At 34.6% G+C, this 14,768-nt stretch carries 15 protein-coding genes and 1 pseudogene; 9 read left to right on the top strand and 7 right to left on the bottom strand.

Going from position 1 to position 14,768, the window contains the following annotated elements:
* Positions 1–9: 9 nt before the first annotated feature.
* Positions 10–906, top strand: a complete 897-nt coding sequence (locus tag E7480_05690; protein ID MBE6904082.1) for a glycyl-radical enzyme activating protein — start codon at positions 10–12, stop codon at positions 904–906.
* 67 nt (positions 907–973) lie between these two features.
* Here E7480_05690 and E7480_05685 read toward each other — a convergent pair whose 3' ends face one another.
* Positions 974–2,299 carry a sodium-dependent transporter gene (locus E7480_05685; protein MBE6904081.1) on the bottom strand — a complete coding sequence of 442 codons (1,326 nt, stop codon included), beginning with the start codon at positions 2,297–2,299 and terminating at the stop codon, positions 974–976.
* Positions 2,300–2,457: 158 nt separating this feature from the next.
* Between E7480_05685 and yabP the strand changes: the two genes are divergently transcribed.
* Genes yabP through E7480_05665 form a run of 4 tightly spaced genes read left to right on the top strand, consistent with a single transcriptional unit; the run spans position 2,458 to position 3,927 of the window.
* Positions 2,458–2,739: a sporulation protein YabP gene (yabP, locus tag E7480_05680; protein ID MBE6904080.1), complete on the top strand. Its 282-nt coding sequence runs from the start codon at positions 2,458–2,460 to the stop codon at positions 2,737–2,739.
* 15 nt (positions 2,740–2,754) lie between these two features.
* Positions 2,755–3,348: a hypothetical protein gene (locus E7480_05675; GenBank protein MBE6904079.1), complete on the top strand. Its 594-nt coding sequence runs from the start codon at positions 2,755–2,757 to the stop codon at positions 3,346–3,348.
* A complete protein-coding gene (locus E7480_05670) occupies positions 3,257–3,535 on the top strand; it encodes a septum formation initiator family protein (GenBank protein MBE6904078.1) in 279 nt (92 codons plus the stop codon). The genes E7480_05675 and E7480_05670 overlap by 92 nt, the downstream gene beginning before the upstream one ends.
* 23 nt (positions 3,536–3,558) lie before the next feature.
* Entirely contained in the window at positions 3,559–3,927 is a 369-nt protein-coding gene (locus tag E7480_05665) for a S1 RNA-binding domain-containing protein (GenBank protein ID MBE6904077.1), read from the top strand.
* Positions 3,928–3,968: 41 nt separating this feature from the next.
* Here E7480_05665 and truA read toward each other — a convergent pair whose 3' ends face one another.
* Genes truA through E7480_05640 form a run of 5 tightly spaced genes read right to left on the bottom strand, consistent with a single transcriptional unit; the run spans position 3,969 to position 8,210 of the window.
* Positions 3,969–4,709 (bottom strand): tRNA pseudouridine(38-40) synthase TruA, encoded by a 741-nt coding sequence (gene truA, locus E7480_05660; GenBank protein ID MBE6904076.1) that lies wholly within the window; start codon positions 4,707–4,709, stop codon positions 3,969–3,971.
* Positions 4,710–4,760: 51 nt separating this feature from the next.
* Positions 4,761–5,573, bottom strand: a complete 813-nt coding sequence (locus tag E7480_05655; GenBank protein MBE6904075.1) for an energy-coupling factor transporter transmembrane protein EcfT — start codon at positions 5,571–5,573, stop codon at positions 4,761–4,763.
* Positions 5,566–6,432, bottom strand: a complete 867-nt coding sequence (locus E7480_05650; GenBank protein MBE6904074.1) for an energy-coupling factor transporter ATPase — start codon at positions 6,430–6,432, stop codon at positions 5,566–5,568. The genes E7480_05655 and E7480_05650 overlap by 8 nt, the downstream gene beginning before the upstream one ends.
* Before the next feature lie 6 nt (positions 6,433–6,438).
* Positions 6,439–7,293: an energy-coupling factor transporter ATPase gene (locus tag E7480_05645; protein ID MBE6904073.1), complete on the bottom strand. Its 855-nt coding sequence runs from the start codon at positions 7,291–7,293 to the stop codon at positions 6,439–6,441.
* Between the two features lie 53 nt (positions 7,294–7,346).
* Positions 7,347–8,210: an SAM-dependent methyltransferase gene (locus E7480_05640; protein MBE6904072.1), complete on the bottom strand. Its 864-nt coding sequence runs from the start codon at positions 8,208–8,210 to the stop codon at positions 7,347–7,349.
* A gap of 162 nt (positions 8,211–8,372) precedes the next feature.
* Here E7480_05640 and E7480_05635 point away from each other — a divergent pair, with 162 nt between their 5' ends.
* The 3 genes from E7480_05635 to E7480_05625 are packed head-to-tail and all read left to right on the top strand — an operon-like array spanning position 8,373 to position 10,902.
* A complete protein-coding gene (locus tag E7480_05635) occupies positions 8,373–9,284 on the top strand; it encodes a dihydroorotate dehydrogenase (GenBank protein ID MBE6904071.1) in 912 nt (303 codons plus the stop codon).
* A gap of 14 nt (positions 9,285–9,298) precedes the next feature.
* Positions 9,299–9,973: a histidine phosphatase family protein gene (locus tag E7480_05630; protein MBE6904070.1), complete on the top strand. Its 675-nt coding sequence runs from the start codon at positions 9,299–9,301 to the stop codon at positions 9,971–9,973.
* A complete protein-coding gene (locus E7480_05625; protein MBE6904069.1) occupies positions 9,937–10,902 on the top strand; it encodes a 1-phosphofructokinase family hexose kinase in 966 nt (321 codons plus the stop codon). Before E7480_05630 ends, E7480_05625 begins: the two co-directional genes overlap by 37 nt.
* A 48-nt stretch (positions 10,903–10,950) precedes the next feature.
* On the opposite strand, the gene E7480_05620 is transcribed toward E7480_05625, so the two are convergent.
* Entirely contained in the window at positions 10,951–13,044 is a 2,094-nt protein-coding gene (locus E7480_05620) for a glutamine synthetase type III (GenBank protein MBE6904068.1), read from the bottom strand.
* 280 nt (positions 13,045–13,324) lie between these two features.
* Here E7480_05620 and purF point away from each other — a divergent pair.
* Positions 13,325–14,728: pseudogene (gene purF, locus E7480_05615) on the top strand (amidophosphoribosyltransferase).
* Positions 14,729–14,768: the final 40 nt, after the last annotated feature.

Raw genomic sequence — 14,768 nt, 5'->3', positions numbered from 1 at the left:
GAGCAGTATATGGCAGATTTTTATGTAACAAAAATCCAGCATTTTTGTACTAAAGACGGTCCGGGTATTCGTACTACTGTTTTTTTAAAAGGATGTCCTTTGAGATGTGTCTGGTGTCATAATCCCGAAACACAATCAAGAGAGCCACAGCTCTTTTATTCTTCGCAGCTATGTATTAACTGCGGTGCCTGCTTATCAGCATGCTCTGCTGATGTTCATAAGTTTTCGGGAAATATACATATTCTGCAACGGGATAATTGCTGTCAATGTATGAAATGCGTAGAAGCTTGTCCTACAGGCGCTTTGGAAGCTTGTTCTGAAAAGCTTTCCTCAGAACAAATTTTAAACGAAGTAATGAAAGATGAAGCTTTTTATGGAGATGTCGGGGGCGTAACCTTTTCAGGCGGCGAGCCTACAGCTTATGGCTTGAATTTAATCGAATTGCTCAATAATTTTAAAAAACACAATATAAATACAGCGATTGAAACCTGCGGATATTTTGATTCTTCTCTGTTGTCGAAGCTTGTTTCTGCTACAGATTTATTTTTGTGGGATATAAAAGATACAGACGATGCCCGTCACATTAAAAATACAGGAGTATCCAATAAACTGATTTTAGAAAATTTAAAATTGGCAGATAAAATGGGAGCAAAAACTATTTTGCGTTGTATATTGCTTAAGTCTGTAAATTATAATTATGAGCATTTAGAAGAAATTGTTAAGATATATAAGTCGTTAAAAAATTGCTTGGGTGTAGAGCTTATCGCTTATCACACATACGGAGGAGCTAAAAGAATACAGTTAGGATTAAAAGAAAATATCAATAAAGACTGGCTTTTGTCTGAAGATGAAATATTGAAAGCAAAAAACTTTTTAAAACAAAATGTTCCTATAATAAATAATTAAAAGATATAAAATATTAAAAAGGCTGTTGCTTGGTTTTATCACCTTGCAACAGCCTTGATTTTTTTAATTATTTTGTAACTATATTAAATATATTTATAAATCCTACGATAGTTACTAAAACTATGAGTATAGGAACAATAAAGCGTATACAGATAAGCCATGCTTTTTTCAAAGGAAAGCGGTTTGAATTAGTTTCAACGTGTTCTGCAATATGCTTAGGTCCCCATATCCAGCCTATAAAGATACACATAAATATACCGCCCACAGGCATCAATATATTATCTGTTATAACACCTAAAAAGTCAAAGAAATCATAATTTAATATTTTGAAATTTTTAAGAACGCCATAGGTTAATGCGGCGGGGATACCTAAAAGAAAAGCGCCTAAAGCAGTAAAAATAGTGGCAATTTTTCTTGAACAGTTAAAGCGATCAAGAATTGCGCTGACAACACATTCAAGCAAAGCAATAGCAGATGTTAAAGCGGCAAAGGCCATAAGCAGAAAGAAAATAATAGCGAAAATCCAACCGCCTTGCATAGACTCGAAAACTTTTGGAAGTGTGCCGAAGGTTAATGTAGTACCTTGAGAAGGCTCTAAACCAAAAGCGAAAACAGCAGGGAAGATTGCTAAACCTGCTAAAAGAGCAATTGAAGTATCGAGAGATGCAATAATAGTTACGTTTTTCGGAATACTTTCTTTTTTGCTGAGATAGCTTCCGTAGGTTATTGTAATACCCATGCAAAGAGAGAGAGAATAAAAAACCTGTCCTAAAGCAGCAACAATAGTATTTAAAGAAAATCCGCCTTTAGCGGTAAACATAAATGCTAAGCCTTTATCTGCAGCACCGAGAGTAAGAGAACGGATAGCAATAACTATTAACATTATAAAAAGAACAGGCATCATTACTTTAGAAGCACGTTCAATCCCTTTTGTACCGTAACAGCAAACAAGTGCAGTAATAGCTATAAAGATAAAATGCCAGAAAACAGGCCCTGCAGAAGTAGCAATATATTGAGAAAAATCAGCGGGAGGAGCTTGGAAAACAATATAGTTTTCTATATATTTAAAAATCCAACCGCCTATTACACTATAATAAGATAAAATTATAAAAGCACAGCTGATACCTATTATACCGATAAACTTAAACTTTTTATTAAGCTTTCCAAAAGCTTTTACGGGTCCGCTTTCAGTCATTCTTCCGATAGATAACTCGCTTATCATAACGGGAAGACCTAAAATCAGAATAAATATAATGTATACAATTAAAAACCAAAATCCGCCGTTTTCACCCATAAGATAAGGAAATTTCCATAAGTTACCCAAGCCTATAGCAGAGCCGGCAGAAGCAAGAAGAAATCCGACATTGGAAGCCCATTTTGTTTTCTTTTCCATAAATACCTCGATAATAGTTTTTGATTTTTTTCTTTGATTAAATATTATAACATAAAATTTTAATAACAGCAATATTTTTTTAAGAGAAAATAAAATGTAATAAATTTATAAATAAATGAATATACTTTTTTGAATGAAAATATAAAGAGGTGCTTAAATTGTCAGAAGATAAGAAAATAAAAAAAGCACATACGGTAATTATGGAAAACAGAGCTGTCGCAAATCTTTCAGGTGTTGAGGATGTAGATAGTTTTGATGAAAAAAAAGTGGTTTTATACACAACACACGGAATGATGACAATAAACGGAACAGAGCTTCATATAAGTAATTTGTCAGTTGAAAGCGGAGATTTAACCCTTGAAGGTAAAATATCCTCGATTATATACAGCGATAATGAAAACTTAAAAAATGCAAGTATTTTTACACGAATTTTCAAATAGAAAAGAGGCTTTTAGTTGGAAATATCGGTATCAGAACAGGCAATAGTTTTTTTAAATTCATTGTGCTTTGGCGTTGCTTTAGGTGTTATATACGATTTGTTCAGAATAATCAGAGTAGCTTTTCCAATGGGAAAAATAATTGTCTTTATAGAGGATTTGCTTTTCTTAATATCAGCAGGTCTTTTTAGCTTTATATTTATTTTAACTGTTAATTCAGGCAGAATAAGAATATTTTTATTGATAGCTGCTGCAATAGGTTTTATATTATATTATTTCACTATAGGCAAGCTAATACTCAAAAGCGCACAGTCGATAATTAAAATAATAAAATTTATTTTATCTAAAATTCTATCACCGTTTGCGAAAATTTGTTCTATTATTCAGAGAAAAATTAAAAAAATTTTTAAAAAGTTAAAAAGAGTACAATTATTTTTTAAAAAGTACTTTAAATTTATTAAAAAAAAGATTATTATAAATAAGAAAGAATGTAAAAATAAAAAAGTGTGCGGTGAATATAATGGCAAAAAGAAAACCAAATATTCTAATATCAATGGCACGGTTTTCCATAGTGGTAGTCCTATTGATTACTACAATGGCAGGTTTCGTTAAGGTTAACGAAAAGAAGAAAGAAATTGAGCAGCTTGATAATCAGATTAAAGAGCAACAATATGAAAATGCTCAGATAAATGATATGCTCGAAGCCAATGACCTTGAACTTATTGAGCGTTACGCACGTGAAAAACTCGGATATGGATATCCAAACGAAAAGGTTTATATTGATATCGCCGGAAAATAAACGAGAGGAAAGAGTATTAATTTATGTCAATTGAGGTCGGCAGCATTTTAGAAGGTAAGGTTACAGGCATAACAAAATTCGGAGTGTTTGTATCTCTTGAAAACGGCAGTACAGGAATGGTACATATTTCAGAGGTGTCCACTGAATACGTTAAGGACATTAATGACCATGTTAAAGAAGGCCAGTCTGTTAAGGTTAAAGTTATAGGAACAGATGATAAAGGAAGATTAAGTCTTTCAATTCGCAAAGCAATAGTTCCTGTAAAGAAAGAAATGACATTTGAAGAATTAATGAGCAAATTCAAGCAGGACAGTGATGAGAAAATGTCTGATTTGAAGCGTTCTGTTGAATCAAAAAGAGGCGCCTTTGCGCGTCGAGGCTCAAGAGGATAAATATAAATATAAACTCGGTCGGTATTTGCCGACCGAGTTTTTTATGCTTTTAAAGTAACTTTATTTAAAAACAGAGCGTGGGGAGGTAAAGTTTTTCCCGTGTTTTTTCTGTCTTGGCTTAAAATTATTTTGTCAAGATTTTCTAAGCTTATTTTGCCTTCGTTGATATAAAGAAGAGTTCCCGCCATTATACGAACCATATTATATAAAAATCCGTTTCCTTCAACGTAAAACTCTACAATATCTCCGTTTCTTATAACCTTAGAAGAATAAATTGTACGTACAGTATCGGTAACGTCTGAACCTTGAGCCATAAAAGCTCTGAAATCGTGTTCTCCTATATAATGCTTGCAAGCTTCATCCATTATCTTTTCGTCAAGCTTATATGGATAAAAAAGAGCGGTGCTTTTTAAAAAAGGATTTTTAACACTCCCGTTAAAAAATCTATAAACATATTCTTTTTTTGCAACATCAAAACGGCTGTTAAAGCTATCGTCAACTATTTGGCAGTCTAAAACGGCAATATCCGAAGGAAGCAGGGAATTAAGGGCTCTTTTTAAGTTTTCGGGAGGTATAGCGCAGTTTGATTTAAAATTAGCATAATATTCCTTTGCATGTACTCCTGCATCAGTACGGGAACAGCCTGTTATGCTTATATATTCTCCTGTTATTGAGCTTAAAACGGAGTTTAGAGTGCCTTGGATTGTAGATGCATTAGGCTGAATTTGAAAACCGTGATAATTGCTGCCGTCAAAACAAAGCTTGAGTCTGAAATTATTCATAATTATAAGGCATTACGGCTTAATATAAAACCTAACCTTTGTCACCTAATTTCATATAAAATTTAAAATTATAACAATTCCAAAGACGATAACAGTAATAAAAAATGCATAAAAATCAATAGAAGAAAATTTATATATCTTAAACTTTGTTCTGTTAAAATCGCCTCTGTAGCAGCGACATTCCATAGCAACCGCAAGCTCATCAGCACGTCTGAAGGCAGAAACAAAAAGCGGCACAAGAATAGGGATAAGGGATTTGGCTCTTTTTATAAGACCGCCTGAAGAAAAATCAGCACCTCTTGCTTTTTGTGCATTTATTATTTTTTCTGTTTCTTCTATAAGTGTAGGAATAAAGCGTAGAGCAATAGTCATCATCATTGAAAATTCGTGTACGGGAATATGAATTTTTTTCAAAGGAGATAACAAGCTTTCAATACCGTCTGTAAGCACGATAGGGGAAGTGGTATAAGTCAGCATAGATGTTCCCATTATAAGAAACATAATTCTCAGTATCATAAACACAGTAACTTTAATTCCGTTGAGAGAAATAGAAATTGTTATAAACCAAAATTTTATAGGCTCAAAAAGTGGCTCACCCTGAGTATAAAAAAGGTTTAAAATGCTTGTTAAAACAATAATAATAAGTAGAGGTCTGACACTTTTTAAAACAAGCTTAATAGGAATTTTTGAAGCAAAAATGCTTGAAAATAAAAAGATACCTAAAATTAAATAACCAAATATATTTTGAGGAACAAAAAGAATAACTATAAAAGCTATTGTAATAAGAATTTTAGTTTTAGGGTCAAGACGGTGAATTACAGAATCACCGGGAAAAAACTGACCGAAGGTTATATCTTTAAACATTGGCACCCCTCCGTTTTATCAGCTTTAAAAGCTCGTTTTTACCGTCTTCTATAGTGTATATGCCCGTGTTTACATCAATACCTCTTTTGTTAAGCTCTAAGAAAATTTGAGTAATTTGAGGAATTGCCAAACCAACCTGATACAATTCTTCAGCTCTTTTGAAAATATTAGCAACTGTATCATACATATAAACTTTAGATTTATTCATAACAAGAATATGTTTAGCATTTCTTGCTATATCCTCCATAGAGTGAGAAACAAGAATAACCGTGCTGTTGTTTTGTGTGTGATAGTCTTTTATATGCTGTAATATATCATCTCTTCCAACAGGGTCAAGACCCGCAGTCGGCTCATCTAAAATAAGAACCTTGGGCTTCATGGCAATAACTCCTGCAATTGCAACACGGCGTTTCTGTCCGCCTGAAAGCTCAAAAGGAGATTTTTCCAAAACACTTTCATCAAGACCCACAAATTTTAAGCTTTCATAAACACGCTGAGTAATTTCAGCGTTAGAAAGTCCCATATTCGAAGGGCCGAAAGCAATATCTTTATAAACAGTTTCTTCGAAAAGCTGATATTCGGGATATTGAAAAACAAGGCCAACATCAAAACTGAGTTGACTTTTGTTTTTTATTTGAGAAATATCCTGACCGTCAAGATAAATTTTACCGTTAGTAGGCTTTAAAAGGCCATTAAAATGAGAAATGAGAGTTGATTTTCCACTTCCGGTATGTCCGATTACACCTAAAAAATCGCCTTTTTCTATTTCTAAACATACATTATCAAGAGCACACATTTCAAAAGGTGTGCCCTTGCCGTAAATATGTGTTAAATTTTCAGTCTTTAAAATAGTTTCCAATTTTGTTTACTCCGTTATATTATGAGATAAATAATCTTCAATAGCATTAACACATTCTTCTACCGTAATAATTTCAAGAGGAAATTTTAAATCAAGCTTTCTGAGTGAAAACATAAGATCGGTAGATTGAGGAACATCAAGTCCTATGTTTTTTAAAAGTCCCACATTCATAAAAACCTTGTGGGGAGTATCATCAAGAAGAATTTGACCTTCATTCATTACAATAACTCTATCACTTTGAGCAGCTTCATTCATGTAATGAGTAATAAGAATAACAGTTATTCCTTCTTCATGGTTTAGCTTTTTTATTGTTTTAATAACCTCTTCACGTCCTGCAGGGTCAAGCATAGCTGTAGGCTCATCAAGAATAATGCATTTAGGCTTCATAGCAAGAATTCCCGCTATGGCAATTCTTTGCTTTTGACCGCCGGAAAGAAGGTGAGGGGCGTGGTTGCGATATTCATACATACCAACAGCCTTCAAAGCATCATCAACTCTTTGACGAATTTCTTTCTGAGGAATACCTAAATTTTCAGGACCGAATGCGACATCCTCTTCAACTATAGTAGCAACAAGCTGATTATCGGGATTTTGAAAAACCATTCCTATTCTTTGACGGATTTCAAAGAGCAGTTCTTCGTTTTTTGTGTCCATATTGTCAACAATAACGCTTCCGCCAATAGGCAGCAAAATAGCGTTGAGGTGTTTTGCAAGAGTCGATTTTCCAGAACCGTTGTGTCCTAAAACACTTACAAATTCACCTTGATTTACAGAGAAATTTATGTTGTCAAGTACAATATGAGAACGGTTGTTTTCATTTTCGTACAGAAAAAATAAATCTTTTCCTTCAATAAAACTCATTTGCTGAGAATTTCCTTTCAATAATAAAAGAATATATGTAAAGTCTTATAGCTTTACAATGCTTCCCACCTTGCAGTATTGCCGCAAGGAAGCACACCGCCGGTAGATAAAACCTTTAAACCGATTTCATCAGCAGTACATTTACCGCCAAAACGTTTTTTGATAATATTTTCTAAAAGATATTTCATAATAGCGGGAGAAAGACCGGTAGTATAAGAATTTAAAATAAAGAAAAGGGGATTATCGGACATAACTCCACAGCATAAATCAATAAGATCATAAAGCTTGTCTTCAAGATGCCAGATTTCTCCGTTTGGACCTCTTCCGTAAGACGGTGGATCCATAATTATTGCATCATATCTTCTGCCTCTGCGAATTTCTCTTGCTACAAATTTACTGCAGTCATCTACAATATATCGAACAGGAGCATCTGAAAGCCCCGAAGCCGCAACATTTTCTTTTGCCTGTTCAACCATTCCTTTAGAAGCATCAACGTGGCAAACGGAAGCTCCTGCATTAAGGCAGGCAACGGTAGCACCGCCTGTATAGGCAAAAAGATTAAGCACATTTATATGTCTGTTTGCGTTTTTGATTTTTTCTTCACAAAAGTCCCAGTTAACAGCTTGTTCGGGGAATAGACCCGTATGCTTAAAGTTCATAGGGCGTATATTAAAGGTCAGCTCTTTATAATTAATTTGCCAACTTTCAGGTAAGTTATGCTTATTCCAGCTTCCTCCGCCTGAGGAAGAACGGCTGTAAACAGCATCAGCTTTGTTCCAAAGAGAATTATCCTTAGGAGTTTTCCAAATTATCTGAGGGTCTGGACGGCGGAGAATAAACTTTCCCCAGCTCTCTAACTTTTCACCGTCGCTTGTATCTAAAATTTTATAGTCTAACCAATTATCTGCAATCCACATTATACTATTTTCCTATCATAAACTTATTGATGTTAAATTATATCACAGCATACAGTATTTGTCAATTTTTCATAATATAAAAATAAAGCAATAAATTGTTGATATTGGTTTTTAAAAATGATATAATAGAATATAATCAGTTTAAAGTAAAGGAAGATATCAATGGCAGATTTATCGGTTAATATAGCAGGAGTTACATTAAAAAACCCGTTGGTTACAGCATCGGGTACATTTGGCTTTGGATTTGAATACAACAAATTTTTTGATATTTCAAAATTGGGAGCAGTATGCGTTAAAGGACTTACCTTGAAAGAAAGACAGGGAAATCCTCCCTCAAGAATAGCAGAAACAAGCAGTGGTATATTAAATAGTGTAGGCTTGCAAAACCCAGGTGTCGAGGTATATGCAAACGATTATCTTCCAAAGCTGAAAGAAATGGGTTGTACGGTTATTGCAAATATCGCAGGAAGCTGTATAGAGGACTACTGTCAAATGGCAGAGCGTATTTCACAGACAGATACAGACCTTGTGGAAATGAATATTTCTTGTCCTAACGTTAAAGAGGGCGGCGTTGCTTTCGGCGTTATTCCTGAAACCGTGTTTAAAATAACAAACGAAGTAAAAAAACACTGTACAAAGCCTTTAATTGTTAAGCTATCTCCAAATGTAACGGATATTACAGAAACTGCAAGAGCAGCAAGAGATGGCGGAGCAGATGCTCTTTCTCTTATAAATACTTTACTTGGAATGAAAATAGATATTAGAACAAAACGTCCTGTTTTGCATAATAACGTAGGAGGTCTTTCGGGTCCTGCTGTAAAGCCTGTTGCGGTAAGAATGGTTTGGCAGGTTAAAAATGCAGTTGACCTTCCTATTATTGGAATGGGCGGAATAGCAAACGCTGATGATGCAGTTGAATTTATGCTTGCAGGAGCAGATGCTGTTGCAGTGGGAACCTCAATGTTTGCAAATCCAATGTGTCCTATAGAGATAATTGACGGACTTAATACATACCTTGATAATAACGGCTATAAAAAAGCAACTGAACTTACAGGAAAGGTATTGCCTTACTGATAGGAGGATTATAAATGACAAGACTTTATATTGTAAGGCATTGTGAAGCAGCGGGAAATAAATCAAGAGTATTTCACGGCTCGTTTAATTCCGAAATAACCGAAAACGGTCAAAAACAGCTTGAACAGTTAAAAGAACGCTTTAAAGACATTAAATATGATGTGATTTATTCCAGTGATTTGAACCGTGCTGTAAAAACAGCAGAAGCTGTAAATTCTCATTTAAAGCTTAATATCAGCTTAACAAAGGATATAAGAGAAATATTTGGCGGTAAATGGGAAAACATACCCTTTGTAAAAATAAAAGAGCTGTATCCAGAAGAATATAATTTATGGGAGAAAAATGACGAAAGCTTTAAAATGCCTGAAGGTGAGAGCTATTGTGATTTTTTTGAGCGTATTGTTTTGGGTTTTGAAAAAATATTGAAAGACAATAAAGGTAAAACTATAGTTGCAGCAACTCACGGAACAGTAATAAAAATGTATCTTTCATATATTTTAGGGTATGGTCTTAAAAATTCTTCCAATGTTCCTTGGTGCGATAATACAGGAGTTTCTTGTATAGACTTTGATGATGATTTGAACGGAAAAGTTGTTTTTATGAATGATAATTCTCACTTGTCAGACGAAACAAAAACTATTATTCATCAGGAATGGTGGAAGAAAAGTCAGAAAGAAGGAAAAGTATGATATATACAGTAACTTTAAACCCTTGTATTGATAAAACCTACGATGTTGACGGACTTGTAGTTGATAGAATGAATAGAAGTATCTCATCACGTACCGACTACTGCGGAAAAGGGGTAAATGTTGCTATAGATTGTTGCATTTTAGGTCAGAAGGCTATTGCGACAGGATTTTTGGGAAGTAATGACTTAAAGCCTTACAATGAAACTCTTTCAAAATACGGAGTAGAAAACGGCTTCGTTATGGTGGAAGGCTCAACAAGGGTAAATATTAAAATTGTTGATATAAAAACAATGGAGCAAACCGATGTAAATGAAAGTGGCTTTGAGATTCCTGTATCTAAAATTACAGAGCTTGAAGAATATCTTAAAACAAATGTAAAAAAAGGTGATATCGTCTCCTTCAGTGGTTCTGTTCCTAAGAAATTCAGTTTTGAAAGCTTTAAAAGACTTATAGATGCCGTTGTATTTAATGGTGGAAAGCTTGTTGTAGATACCGAAAAAGAACGTCTTGCATACGGAATAAAAATGAAAGCTTTTATGATTAAGCCCAATATCCACGAATTTGAAGACTATCTTTCAAAAAAGCTTGAAACAGTTGAAGAAATAGCAAAAGAAGCAAATAATATCGCTAAAACAGGTGTTACTAACGTAGTTATTTCAATGGGTGGCGACGGTTGTCTTTTTGCAAATGCCGATAGCGTTATATATTGTAAAAATCTTGATGTAAAATGTGTAAGCACTACGGGAGCAGGAGATTCAGTAGTTGCAGGCTTTATAAGTGCATACGCTGAGGGAAAAGCGTTTGAAGACTGTGCTGTGTCAGCGGTTGCATCAGCAAGCGCCTGTGTAATGACAAAAGGAACATTACCTCCTGAAAAAGAAAAATACGACGAATTGCTAAAGAAAGTTTCTTTTATAAGAGTATTGTAAAAAAACGGTAGATACAAAATAATGTATCTACCATTTTTAATGCTTTTATCAGATATTAAATAATAATTCCGAATAAGTGGGGAATGGCCAAAATTCTTTAGCTACTATAAGCTCAAGCTCATCTGCAACATCTCTGACATTATCCATAGCGGGAACAATATAGCTCTTATGACATTGAGCTTTTTCAATAGCATCAGTAATATCCTTAATCTTAATAAGATTTTCTTCAAGAAGGTCAGTGCTTTCTATAAGTTTTTCTGTAAGGGTTGAAAGCTTTACAGCTAACTTTTCCTGAGATTTTGCGCCAATACCAATGCTTGATGACTTTTTCAAAGCAAGAGAAGCTAAAATGCTGTCCGTATACTTTATGCAGGCAGGAATAATCTCTTGCTTTGCCATATCAAGCATAGTTAAAGCTTCGATATTTATCGTCTTTGAATATTCAGCTAACAATATTTCATAACGGGAATACATTTCCGATTCACTGAAAATACCGTGTTTTGAAAATAGCTCAATATTCTTTTTGTCAATAAAATGAGCTAAAGCTTCGGTGGCTGTTTTGTAGTTAGGTAAGCCTCGTCTTTTTGCTTCCTCAACCCATTCTTCTGAATAGTTATTGCCGTTAAAAATGATGCGTTTATGCTCTTTAAAGGTTTCTCTAATGATATTTTCTATCTCATCATTAGGATTTTCACAAGCATCAAGTCTGTCAGCAAATTGACGTAAGCTTTCTGCAACGGTTGTATTGATTATAACATTTATATCTGCTATTGATTGCGAAGAACCGGGCATTCTGAACTCAAATTTATTGCCTGTAAAAGCAAAGGGGGAGGTTCTGTTTCTATCGGTGGTATCACGGCGAAGCTTAGGAAGAATTTCTACTCCTGTGTTAAGCATTTCACGCTTATTTTCCAAAGAGGATTTACCTTCAATAACAGCATTTACTACATCTTCAAGCTCTTCGCCTATAAACATAGAAACAATAGCAGGCGGAGCTTCGTTAGCTCCGAGACGGTGGTCATTTCCTGCAGTTGCTACTGAAATACGAATTAAATCACCATACATATCAACAGCCTTCATAACAGCTGCAAAGAAGAGAAGAAACTGTTTGTTTTCAATAGGATTTTTACCGGGCTTTAAAAGATTTTCTCCGTCGGAGGTAGAAAGAGACCAGTTATTATGCTTTCCGCTTCCGTTTACTCCTTTATAAGGCTTTTCGTGTAGTAGACAGACAAGATTATGATGAGGAGCGATTTTTTTCATCATTTCCATTGTGAGCTGATTATGGTCTGTTGCGATATTTGTATGTGTATAAATAGGAGCAAGCTCGTGCTGAGCAGGAGCGCCTTCGTTGTGCTCTGTTTTTGCATAAACGCCCAATTTCCAAAGCTCTTCGTCAAGCTCTTTCATATAAGCAGATACTCTTTCTTTAAGAGTACCGAAATAATGGTCATCCAATTCCTGTCCCTTAGGAGGTCTTGCGCCAAAAAGAGTTCTTCCGGTAAAAATCAAGTCTTTTCTTTGCTTGAATAAATCTCTGTCAACAAGGAAATATTCTTGTTCAGGACCTTCGGAAGAGGAAACTCGGCTTACGTTTTTACCGAAATATTTAAGTACTCTGACAGACTGACGTCCTATTTCTTCTTCAGAACGCAAAAGGGGAGTTTTCTTATCTAAAACCTCGCCCGAATATGAGCAAAATGCTGTAGGAATACAAAGAGTACGGTCTTTAATAAAAGCATAAGAGGTGGGGTCCCACGCAGTATATCCGCGTGCTTCAAATGTAGCTCTCAAACCACCAGAGGGGAAAGAGGAAGCATCAGGCTCACCCTTTATAAGCTCTTTTCCTGAAAATTCCATTATAACCTTACCGTCAGGCGTAGGGGCTATAAAAGCATCGTGCTTTTCAGCAGTAACACCTGTCATAGGCTGAAACCAGTGAGTATAGTGAGTAGCGCCTTTCTCGATAGCCCAATCCTTCATTTCATTTGCAACGACCTGAGCAACGGCATTATCAAGAGGCTTTCCCTCATTGATTGTTTCTTTCAGACTTTTGTAAATGTCTGCAGGCAGACGCATAGCCATAATAGTTTCATTAAATACGTTACTTGCAAAAATTTCAGGTACATTTGTTTTATCCATAAAATCACCATATCCTTTACTGTGATTAAAGCTACGTATTGCTTATATCAAAACAACATTTTAAGAATATCATATGCTTTGTTTTATGTCAAGTTTACAGCTTATTATATTTATTATTATAAACTTAAATTTATTTTTTTAACAAAAAAAATCTTTGTTAAAAAATAATTTTTATAAGGTAAAACAAAATCATAAAATATACTATATATTAACATAAAAATATGTCATTTTTGCTTGCCAAAAAAAATATTATATGATAAAATAAATAATAGATTATTCAATGAAAAGAGGAGATTTTTTGCTATTCGATAAGCTACATGAAGAATGCGGAATTTTCGGTGTAGTGTGCGCTGAAAATGAAGAAGCTGCGGGAATAACATATAATGCACTTTTGGCTTTACAACATAGAGGTCAGGAAAGTGCGGGAATAGCCGCTATTTCCGGAAAATCAATATTGTATCATAAAAACAGTGGTCTTGTTTCCGAGGTTTTTAAAAATTAGGTTCTTTCTAAACTGCCTAAATCTAAAACAGCTATCGGCCATGTTAGATATTCCACAGTCGGAAATAACTCTAAAGAAAATGCTCAGCCTATTGTTACTGAGTTTTTTAAAGGAAGAATAGCAGTTGCTCATAACGGAAATATAATAAATGCAGAAGAGTTAAAAAAATCTCTTGAAAATGAAGGCGTTTTATTTAAAACAAACAGCGATAGCGAAATTATATCAATGCTTATTGTTAATGAAATGCTAAAGGTTGAAAATATTGAACAGGCAATTATAAACGCTTGTTCCTATTTAAAAGGAGCATATTCTCTTGTTATTTTAAGCGGAAATAAGCTTATAGCTGTACGTGATCCTAACGGTTTCCGTCCTCTTTGTCTCGGTGAATATAACAATGAAAAAATTATTGCTTCAGAGAGCTGTGCTATTGACAGTATAGATGCAAATTTTGTACGTGATATAAAGCCCGGAGAAATTCTTTCCATTGATGAAAACGGAGAGATGAGCTCTATAATGTTTGGCTATAAAAAAGCCAAGGAAGGCTTGTGCATTTTTGAATATGTTTATTTTGCACGCCCTGACTCTATCATTGATAATGTGAGCGTATATAAAGCTCGTTTCAATGCAGGTATGATACTTGCTATGGAAACACCAACTAATGCTGACATTGTTTGCGGTGTTCCCGACAGCGGTCTTGAAGCAGCACAAGGATTTAGTGCTCAGAGCGGAATTCCTTTAGGAAGCGCTTTTGTTAAAAACAGATACATAGGAAGAAGCTTTATTTATCCTACTCAGAAAGCAAGAGAGACTGCTGTAAAATTAAAGCTTAATCCTTTAAAAGCAACTGTTGCAGGAAAAAGAGTAATTCTTGTTGATGACTCTATTGTAAGAGGTACCACAAGCGCAAAAATAATAGCAGCTTTGCGTGCAGCAGGAGCTAAAGAGGTTCATTTGCGTATTTCATCTCCGCCTTTTATTCATACATGTTATTTTGGTACAGATATAGATTCAGAAGAATCACTTATTGCAAATAAATATTCATGTGATGAAATTTGTAAGATGATAGGTGCAGACAGTCTTGCATATATTTCTGTAAAAGGTTTGAAAACAGCTTGCAACGGCTGTAATTTAGAGCTTTGCACAGGCTGTTTTGATGGCGAATATCCTATTGACGTTAAATAATTTTACCGTAGGGCACAATGGCTCTGCTCGTGCTTTAAGC

The sequence above is a fragment of the Oscillospiraceae bacterium genome (genome assembly GCA_015067255.1).
In the GTDB taxonomy this organism is placed as follows: domain Bacteria; phylum Bacillota; class Clostridia; order Oscillospirales; family SIG519; genus SIG519.
The sequence above is the reverse complement of the archived record's forward strand: the minus strand, read 5'-3'. Positions and strand labels throughout refer to the sequence as shown.

Bases quoted from the DNA above. Each gene is read 5' to 3' on its own strand.
- E7480_05665 (MBE6904077.1), top strand. From the start codon at position 3,559: ATGTCAATTGAGGTCGGCAGCATTTTAGAAGGTAAGGTTACAGGCATA.
- truA (MBE6904076.1), bottom strand. From the start codon at position 4,709: ATGAATAATTTCAGACTCAAGCTTTGTTTTGACGGCAGCAATTATCAC.
- E7480_05630 (MBE6904070.1), top strand. From the start codon at position 9,299: ATGACAAGACTTTATATTGTAAGGCATTGTGAAGCAGCGGGAAATAAA.
- E7480_05625 (MBE6904069.1), top strand. From the start codon at position 9,937: ATGGTGGAAGAAAAGTCAGAAAGAAGGAAAAGTATGATATATACAGTA.
- E7480_05645 (MBE6904073.1), bottom strand. From the start codon at position 7,293: ATGAGTTTTATTGAAGGAAAAGATTTATTTTTTCTGTACGAAAATGAA.
- E7480_05620 (MBE6904068.1), bottom strand. From the start codon at position 13,044: ATGGATAAAACAAATGTACCTGAAATTTTTGCAAGTAACGTATTTAAT.
- E7480_05635 (MBE6904071.1), top strand. From the start codon at position 8,373: ATGGCAGATTTATCGGTTAATATAGCAGGAGTTACATTAAAAAACCCG.
- E7480_05690 (MBE6904082.1), top strand. From the start codon at position 10: ATGGCAGATTTTTATGTAACAAAAATCCAGCATTTTTGTACTAAAGAC.
- E7480_05670 (MBE6904078.1), top strand. From the start codon at position 3,257: ATGGCAAAAAGAAAACCAAATATTCTAATATCAATGGCACGGTTTTCC.
- E7480_05655 (MBE6904075.1), bottom strand. From the start codon at position 5,573: ATGTTTAAAGATATAACCTTCGGTCAGTTTTTTCCCGGTGATTCTGTA.
- E7480_05685 (MBE6904081.1), bottom strand. From the start codon at position 2,299: ATGGAAAAGAAAACAAAATGGGCTTCCAATGTCGGATTTCTTCTTGCT.
- E7480_05640 (MBE6904072.1), bottom strand. From the start codon at position 8,210: ATGTGGATTGCAGATAATTGGTTAGACTATAAAATTTTAGATACAAGC.